At 70.5% G+C, this 7,591-nt stretch carries 6 protein-coding genes and 1 rRNA gene; 2 read left to right on the top strand and 5 right to left on the bottom strand.

The window, feature by feature from the left end; genetic code table 11:
- Positions 1 to 124, bottom strand: a 16S ribosomal RNA gene (locus tag G3I78_RS17155); the annotation flags it as partial.
- 861 nt (positions 125 to 985) lie between these two features.
- On the opposite strand from G3I78_RS17155, the gene trpS reads away from it, so the two are divergent.
- Positions 986 to 2,011, top strand: a complete 1,026-nt coding sequence (gene trpS, locus G3I78_RS17150; protein WP_164425243.1) for a tryptophan--tRNA ligase — start codon at positions 986 to 988, stop codon at positions 2,009 to 2,011.
- Between the two features lie 79 nt (positions 2,012 to 2,090).
- Here trpS and proC read toward each other — a convergent pair whose 3' ends face one another.
- The 3 genes from proC to G3I78_RS17135 all read right to left on the bottom strand — a co-directional run bounded on the left by proC (position 2,091) and on the right by G3I78_RS17135 (position 5,042).
- A complete protein-coding gene (gene proC / locus G3I78_RS17145) occupies positions 2,091 to 2,903 on the bottom strand; it encodes a pyrroline-5-carboxylate reductase (RefSeq protein WP_164425241.1) in 813 nt (270 codons plus the stop codon).
- Between the two features lie 535 nt (positions 2,904 to 3,438).
- Positions 3,439 to 4,230, bottom strand: a complete 792-nt coding sequence (locus G3I78_RS17140; protein WP_164425239.1) for an ABC transporter permease — start codon at positions 4,228 to 4,230, stop codon at positions 3,439 to 3,441.
- The gene (locus G3I78_RS17135) at positions 4,227 to 5,042 is read right to left on the bottom strand and encodes an ABC transporter ATP-binding protein (protein WP_164425237.1); all 816 of its coding nucleotides are present in this window, start codon (positions 5,040 to 5,042) and stop codon (positions 4,227 to 4,229) included. The genes G3I78_RS17140 and G3I78_RS17135 overlap by 4 nt, the downstream gene beginning before the upstream one ends.
- A 247-nt stretch (positions 5,043 to 5,289) precedes the next feature.
- On the opposite strand from G3I78_RS17135, the gene G3I78_RS17130 reads away from it, so the two are divergent.
- Complete coding sequence (locus G3I78_RS17130; protein WP_164425235.1) at positions 5,290 to 6,723, top strand: SulP family inorganic anion transporter; 1,434 nt, start codon at positions 5,290 to 5,292, stop codon at positions 6,721 to 6,723.
- Here G3I78_RS17130 and G3I78_RS17125 read toward each other — a convergent pair.
- The gene (locus tag G3I78_RS17125; RefSeq protein ID WP_164425233.1) at positions 6,687 to 7,469 is read right to left on the bottom strand and encodes a class I SAM-dependent methyltransferase; all 783 of its coding nucleotides are present in this window, start codon (positions 7,467 to 7,469) and stop codon (positions 6,687 to 6,689) included. The two genes, G3I78_RS17130 and G3I78_RS17125, sit on opposite strands and share 37 nt — an antisense overlap.
- Positions 7,470 to 7,591 lie beyond the last annotated feature (122 nt).

Below are 7,591 nucleotides of genomic sequence, written 5' to 3'. Positions count from 1 at the left end.
AGATTGCCCACGTGTTACTCACCCGTTCGCCACTAATCCCCACCGAAGTGGTTCATCGTTCGACTTGCATGTGTTAAGCACGCCGCCAGCGTTCGTCCTGAGCCAGGATCAAACTCTCCGTGAATGTCTACCCGACTGTGCTTAATTAAAAGCGCGGGTGCACACATCACGAGAGCGGAACAACCACCGGAATAAGGCGGTCGTTCACAGCGTCCTCGCTGTTGTGTTTCTTCAAAGGAACCTCGCCCCGAGCCATGATGGCCGGGAACGGGGTATCAACATATCTGGCGTTGATTTTTGGCACGCTGTTGAGTTCTCAAGGAACGGACGCTTCCTTTGTACTCACCCTCTCGGGCTTTCCTCCGGGCTTTTCCCTTCGGTCTTGCGTTTCCGACTCTATCAGATCGTTTCCGGTTCCGATTTCCTCGGTGCTTTCCAGGTTCTCGCTCTCGCGTTTCCCTTTCCGGCGGTTCCGACTCTATCAGATCCTTTCGGGCCTGACTCCCAGTCAGCGGGGCTTGCCTTCCCGGCCGTTGGGCCGTTCCGACGAGTGAGACTTTAGCGGATTCCCGGCTCCCGAGCTAATCGGGGGGCCGCCGTCCTTTCGAACGTAGATTCCTCATTTCGCGAATACACATGCCAATGGAGCGACGGCAGACAGAGCGACTGTCGTCGTTGTATTGGCTGGTACTTGCGGAATGGCTGTCCGGGGACCGACCGGGGTCGGCGCTCACGTCGGACAACTCGGAGAACACTACGTACCGGGCTGGGGAGTGTCAACTCAGCGGTGGACAGGCTCCTGGAGGCGTACGCTGGCTGCCATGACTACGCGTACGTGTACCCAGCAGTGGTGGGCCGCCTGACGGCGGCCTGAGTCACGTACGCAACTCAACGGCCGCCGCCTCGGCGGCCGTTCTCGTATCTCCCTCCAGGACACCGGGGGCCGGCCGACCGGGGTCGGCGGTCTCGACCAGGAGGTGGAGAGATGACGCGAGTCTTCAGCGGGGTCAAGCCGACCGGGCATCTGACGCTGGGGAACTACCTGGGAGCCATGCGGCAGTGGGCCGCGGTGGACCAGCATCAGGCGGAGTCGCTGTTCTGCATCGTCGACCTGCACGCGCTGACCGTCGACCACGATCCGGCGCGGGTGCGCCGGCTGAGTCGGCAGGCGGCGACGCTGCTGCTCGCGGCCGGGCTGGATCCCGAGCTGTGCACCGTGTTCGTGCAGAGCCATGTCGACGAGCACGCGCGGCTGTCGTACGTACTGGAGTGCGTGGCCACGGACGGCGAGATGCGGCGGATGATCCAGTACAAGGAGAAGGCCGCTCGGGAGCGGGCGCGGGGCGGGAGTGTGCGGCTGTCGCTGCTGACGTATCCCGTGCTGATGGCGGCGGACATCCTGGCGTACGGGGCCGACGAGGTGCCGGTCGGGGACGACCAGGCCCAGCATGTGGAGCTGACCCGGGATCTGGCGGTGCGGTTCAACCAGCGGTACGGCCATACGTTCGTGGTGCCCCGGGCCACCCTGCCGAAGGTGGGTGCGCGGGTCATGAATCTTCAGGAGCCGACGTCGAAGATGGGGAAGTCGGACGACTCCGGGCCGGGGATCGTCTATCTGCTCGACGAGCCTGACGTTGTGCGGAGGAAGGTCATGCGGGCGGTGACCGACAGTGGGCGGGATGTCGTGTACGACCGGGAGGCCCGGCCGGGCCTTGCGAATCTGCTGGAGATCCTCGCGTCCTGCACGGGTGGGAACCCATCGGCGCTGAGCGGTGTATATGAGTCGTACGGCGCCTTGAAGAAGGACACCGCCGAGGCCGTGGTCGAGGTCTTGAGGCCCGTGCAGGAGACGCACAAGGAGTTGTGCGCGGATCCTGGCTATGTGGAGGGGGTGCTGCGGGATGGGGCGAGGAGAGCTCGGGCGTTGGCCCGGCCGACCGTCGATGCCGCGTATCGGGCGATCGGGCTGCTGCCGGCGGCGAGCGATATCGCGGTGAGCGCGGCCGGGTAGCCGGCGGACGGCCCGTGGTCCCTGTGTGCCGCCCCCTTATATGGGGGCGGCTGTACAGGGGCGGTGGCGCGGGCTTCGGTCAGCTGTTGTTGCCGGAGGCCAGCTGGCGGCTGCGGTCGCGGGCGGCTTCGAGGGCGGCGATGAGGGCGGCCCGTACGCCGTGGTTCTCGAGTTCGCGGATGGCGTTGATGGTGGTGCCCGCGGGGGAGGTGACGTTCTCGCGGAGCTTCACCGGGTGCTCGCCGCTGTCGCGGAGCATCGTGGCGGCGCCGATCGCGGACTGGACGATCAGGTCGTGGGCCTTGTCGCGGGGCAGGCCGAGCAGGATGCCGGCGTCCGTCATGGCTTCGACCAGATAGAAGAAGTACGCCGGTCCGGAGCCGGAGAGGGCGGTACAGGCGTCCTGCTGGGACTCGGGGACGCGGAGTGTCTTGCCGACGGCGCCGAAGATCTCCTCGGTGTGGGCGAGGTGGTCGGCGGTGGCGTGGGTGCCGGCGGAGATGACGGACATGGCCTCGTCCACCAGGGCGGGTGTGTTCGTCATGACACGGACGACCGGGGTGCCTCCGGCGAGGCGCTCCTCGAAGAAGGAGGTGGGGATACCGGCGGCGCCGCTGATGATCAGGCGGTCGGCCGGGACGTGCGGGGCGAGTTCGTCGAGGAGGGTGCCCATGTCCTGCGGTTTGACCGTGAGGATCAGGGTGTCGGCGGTCTTGGCGGCTTCCGGATTGCTGACCGGGGTGACTCCGTAGCGGGTGCGGAGTTCTTCGGCTCGCTCGGGGCGGCGGGCGGTGACCAGGAGGTCGGCCGGGGCCCAGCCGGCGCGGATCATTCCGCTGAGCAGGGCTTCGCCGATCTTGCCGGTGCCGAGGACTGCGACTTTCTGACTCATACGGTTCAGTCTGGCACCGGGGCGAGGGGGACACCGGGGCTGTCCGGTTGGCGGGACGTGGGCCGGGGGGCGCGGGTCAGGGGGCGCGGATCGGGGGCCGCAGGCCGCGGGGCGGCGGGGGTCTCGGATCGGGGGCCGCGGGCCAGAGGTCGAGGGCCGCAGGTCGGGGGGCGCGGGCCGGGGGCCGCGGATCGCGGAGCGCGGAGCGCAGGTCGGGGGTCGAGGGCCCGGGGTCGACGGCCCGGGGTCGGAGGCCAGGGGCCCGGGGTCGGAGGACAGGGAGCCGGAGGTCGCGGGCCGAAGGCCAGAGACCCGGGGCCGCGGGCCGGAGGCCGGAGGTCGCGGGCTGAGTGCCTAAGGCCGTCTCCGTGGCCAACACCCGGCGTCCTACACCCGACACCCCAGGTCCAGCGGTCCGGCATCCGGCGGTCCGGCATCCAGCGGTCCAGCACCCGGCACCCGGCAGGGCGCCATCCGGCTGGGCAACAGGCCCCACCCGACGTCCCGCACCACCCCTCACCCCGCCCTACGCCGCCTACGCCGTCCTGCGCCTCAGCGTCGCCGCGCCCAGGCAGAGGACCAGTAGGGCGCAGCCGGCCACGATCAGGGCGTCCCGTACGAAGGTCGTGGTCATGTCGGTGTGGCGGAGGACTTCGTTCATGCCGTCGACGGCGTAGGACATCGGGAGGACGTCGGAGATGGCCTCCAGGACGGGGTGCATGTTGTCGCGGGGGGTGAAGAGGCCGCAGAGGAGGAGCTGGGGGAAGATCACGGCCGGCATGAACTGGACGGCCTGGAACTCGGAGGCCGCGAAGGCCGAGACGAACAGGCCGAGGGCGGTGCCGAGCAGGGCGTCGAGGAGGGCGACCAGGAGGAGGAGCCAGGGGCTGCCGGTGACGTCGAGGCCGAGGAACCAGACGGCGAGGCCGGTCGCGAGGGCGGACTGGATGATCGCGAGGGTGCCGAAGGCGAGGGCGTAGCCGGCGATGAGGTCGCCTTTGCCGAGGGGCATGGCGAGGAGGCGTTCGAGGGTGCCGGAGGTGCGTTCGCGGAGGGTGGCGATGGAGGTGACCAGGAACATCGTGATCAGCGGGAAGATCCCGAGGAGGGAGGCGCCGATGCTGTCGAAGGTGCGCGGGCTGCCGTCGAAGACGTAGCGCAGCAGGAGCAGCATCACGCAGGGGATGAGGATCAGCATCGCGATGGTGCGCGGGTCGTGGCGGAGCTGGCGCAGGACCCGGGCGGCGGTGGCCGTGGTGCGGCTGAGGCTGAGGGCGCTGGTGGGCGCGGGTGCGAGGCCGGTCGTGGGGGCGGTGGTCGTGGTCATCGCGTGGGCTCCTTGGTGCGGCTTGCCTCGACGGCCTGGTCGACCAGGTGCAGGAAGGCTGCCTCGACCGTGTCGGAGTGGGTGCGGGTGCGGAGGGCTTCGGGGGTGTCGTCGGCGAGGATCTCGCCCTCGCGCATGAGCAGGAGGCGGTGGCAGCGCTCGGCCTCGTCCATGACGTGGGAGGAGATGAGGAGGGTGGCGCCGCCGTCGGCGGCGATGTCGTGGAAGAGCTGCCAGAGGTCGCGGCGCAGGACGGGGTCGAGGCCGACGGTGGGTTCGTCGAGGACGAGGAGTTCGGGGGTGCCGAGGAGGGCGACGGCGAGGGAGACGCGGCTGCGCTGGCCGCCGGAGAGGTTGCCGGCGAGCGAGTCGGCGTGGGTGGTGAGGTCGACGTCGTCGATGGCGCGGGTGACGTCGGAGTGGCGGCGGTCGGCGGCCGCGCGGCCGGGGGACAGGATCGCAGCGAAGTAGTCGAGGTTCTGGCGGACGGTCAGGTCGTCGTAGACGGAGGGGGCTTGGGTGACGTAGCCGATGCGGGTGCGCAGGTCGGGGTGGCCGGCGGGGCGGCCGAGGACGTCGAGGGTGCCGGTGACCTTGGCCTGGGTGCCGACGATGGAGCGCATCAGGGTGGATTTGCCGCAGCCCGAGGGGCCGAGGAGGCCGGTGATCTGGCCGCGCGGGACGTCGAAGGCGAGGCCGCGCAGGACGGTGCGGGGGCCTCGGACGACGGTGAGGCCGTCGGCGTGGACGGCCGGGGTGCCTGGGCCTTGGTCCGTGCTGTCGTCGGGTGGTTCGGACTCTTTATTCATCATGCGATGAATAATGCTCTCGCACCCCCGGACCGTCAAGCCGGTCGTGCGCGGCGGCACAGGCGCGCGGTGGTGTGATCGGGGCGGGTGATCCGGTTCGCGCACCCCTGAATCCCCCCGATGCCCACGCGAAGGGGCTGCGCGATCAACTTCCCTTCCTGACAATGGATTTCAGTGCCGAGCACTCCCCCGGCTCGGCACTCCCACGCATCTCCCGCTCTCAAGGCCCGTAACCGGAGGTGCTGTTGCGATGCGTTGTCGCGTAGGCAAGGCCGATCTGTTCGCTTCTCTCGTCGTGTTCCTCGTGGCGCTGCCGCTGTGTGTGGGCATCGCCATCGCCTCCGGTGTGCCCGCCGAACTGGGGCTGGTGACCGGGATCGTGGGCGGGCTGGTCGCCGGGACGCTGCCCGGCAGCAGCCTCCAGGTGAGCGGGCCGGCGGCGGGGCTGACCGTGCTGGTCTACGAGGCCGTGCACCGGTACGGCGTCGAGGTGCTCGGGGTGCTGGTGCTCGGGGCCGGGCTGGTGCAGGTCGGGCTCGGGGTGTTCAGGCTCGGGCGGTGGTTCCGGGCCGTGTCCATGGCCGTGGTGCAGGGGATGCTCGCCGGGATCGGGCTCGTGCTGGTCGCCGCGCAGGTCTACGCCCTCGGTGACGCGGCGGCGCCGGCGAGCGGGCTCGGGAAGCTCGGCGGGCTGGTGTCGCTGCCGGGACGGGTGGACCCGGTGGCGTTGTCAGTGGGGGCCGGCACCCTGGTCGTACTGCTGCTGTGGCCTCAATGGCGGCGGGGGGCCCGGCTGGTGCCGGCGCCGTTGGTGGCGGTGGCGCTGGCGTCGGTGGTGACCGGGGTGCTCGACCTGGCGGTGCGGCGGGTCGAGGTGCGGGGGCTGGTGGATGCGGTGCGGCTGCCGGAGGCGGTGGACTTCGGGCGGCTGACGGAAGTGGGGGTGATCGGGACTGTCGTGGCGTTCGCATTGATCGCGTCGGCGGAGTCGTTGTTCAGCGCGGCGGCGGTGGACCGGCTGCACACGGGGCGGCGGACGGACTACGACCGGGAGTTGATGGCGCAGGGCGCGGGGAATGCCGTATGCGGACTGCTCGGGGCGCTGCCGATGACGGCGGTGATCGTGCGGAGTGCGGCCAATGTGCAGGCGGGGGCGCGGACCAAGGCGTCGCGGGTGCTGCACGGGGTGTGGCTGCTGGTCTTCACCGTCGTGCTGCCCGGGCTGCTCGGGGTGATCCCGGTGGCGGCGCTGGCCGCGCTGCTGGTGCACGCCGGGTGCAGGCTCGTGCCGGTGCGGGAGGTGCGGGTGCTGTGGCGGAGGCACCGGGGCGAGGTGGTCGTGCTCGGGGTGACGGCGGTGGCGATCGTCGTCGGGAACCTCTTCGAGGGCGTGCTGGTGGGGCTCGCGCTGGCCGTGGCCAAGACCGCGTGGGACATCAGCCATGTGCACGTGGAGACCGAGGACCGGGGTGAGGCGGGGATCGTCGTCAGGGTGCTGGGGCATGCGACGTTCCTGCGGCTGCCGAAGCTGCTGGACGAGTTGGAGGCGCTGCCCCGGGACCGGGAGGTGCGGCTGGACATGGGCGGGCTGCGGCATGTGGACCACGCGTGTGCGGCGGCCCTTGAAGGGTGGGCCGCCGCACGGGGTCAGGGGTTGGTGGCGACGAGCAGTTCGACGTCGTAGGTCTCCTCGACGGTCCCGTCGGGGAAGAGGTCCTGGAGGATCCGGCGCTCGTCGGTGAAGAAGGCCGTGGCGCGTTCCTCACCGGCGACCAGGAAGATCGAGTGGCTGCCGAGGTTGGCGAGGTGGGTCTCGACGGGGACCCGGCGGCTCCAGCGGACCGTGCGGTAGGTGAAGTCGAGACGGCCGCTGGGGTCGGCGAGGGCGGCCCGGGCGTTGCCGCCGTTGAGCTCCACCTTCGGCAGGGCGCCGATGTCGCTGAAGTGCTCGGCGATGCGGCCCGCCTGGTCGGCGATCCATGTCACGTCGAGGGGGTGGGTGTTCCACCACAGCGCCAGCGCCCCGCCCGGGCGCAGGACCCGCAGGGCCTCCGGCACCGAGCGGCTGGTGTCGGTCCAGTGCCAGGCCTGGGCGTAGGTGAGGAAGTCGAGGGAGTCGGTGAGCAGGGGGAGGTCGTTGCCGTTGCCCCGGACGATCGGGATGGCCGGATGCACCCGCCGGAACTCGCCCGCCATCCCGTCCCCCGGTTCGACCGCGACGACCTCGGCGCCCCGGTCACGCAGCAGGGCGGTCCCGATCCCGGTACCGGCCCCGACATCGGCGACCCGGGCCCCCGCGAGTTCCTGCCCGGCGAGTTCCTCGATCACGTCGAAGAGGGCGTCCGGGTAGGCGGGGCGGTTGGCGGCGTACTGGGCGGCCGCGGCGTTGAAGGCGTGGGCACGAGTGGCGTGGAGGGAGGAAGCCGTCATGGCTCCATGGTGACCGCGAGGGGCGGAGAAGGCCGTGAGTTTTTGGTGAGAGACCGCGCCCGGAGCGCCCCGAAGAGGCGCGGGGAAGTGCGGGCAACCGCGCGACCAACGACAACGACCAG

Source organism: Streptomyces sp. SID13726 (assembly GCF_010548375.1).
Taxonomy (GTDB): Bacteria; Actinomycetota; Actinomycetes; order Streptomycetales; family Streptomycetaceae; genus Streptomyces.
This window is presented reverse-complemented; position numbering and strand designations above follow the sequence as displayed.

Coding starts and splice junctions, on each gene's coding strand:
- G3I78_RS17125 (WP_164425233.1), bottom strand. CDS start 7,469: ATGACGGCTTCCTCCCTCCACGCCACTCGTGCCCACGCCTTCAACGCC.
- trpS (WP_164425243.1), top strand. CDS start 986: ATGACGCGAGTCTTCAGCGGGGTCAAGCCGACCGGGCATCTGACGCTG.
- G3I78_RS17140 (WP_164425239.1), bottom strand. CDS start 4,230: ATGACCACGACCACCGCCCCCACGACCGGCCTCGCACCCGCGCCCACC.
- G3I78_RS17130 (WP_164425235.1), top strand. CDS start 5,290: ATGCGTTGTCGCGTAGGCAAGGCCGATCTGTTCGCTTCTCTCGTCGTG.
- proC (WP_164425241.1), bottom strand. CDS start 2,903: ATGAGTCAGAAAGTCGCAGTCCTCGGCACCGGCAAGATCGGCGAAGCC.
- G3I78_RS17135 (WP_164425237.1), bottom strand. CDS start 5,042: ATGATGAATAAAGAGTCCGAACCACCCGACGACAGCACGGACCAAGGC.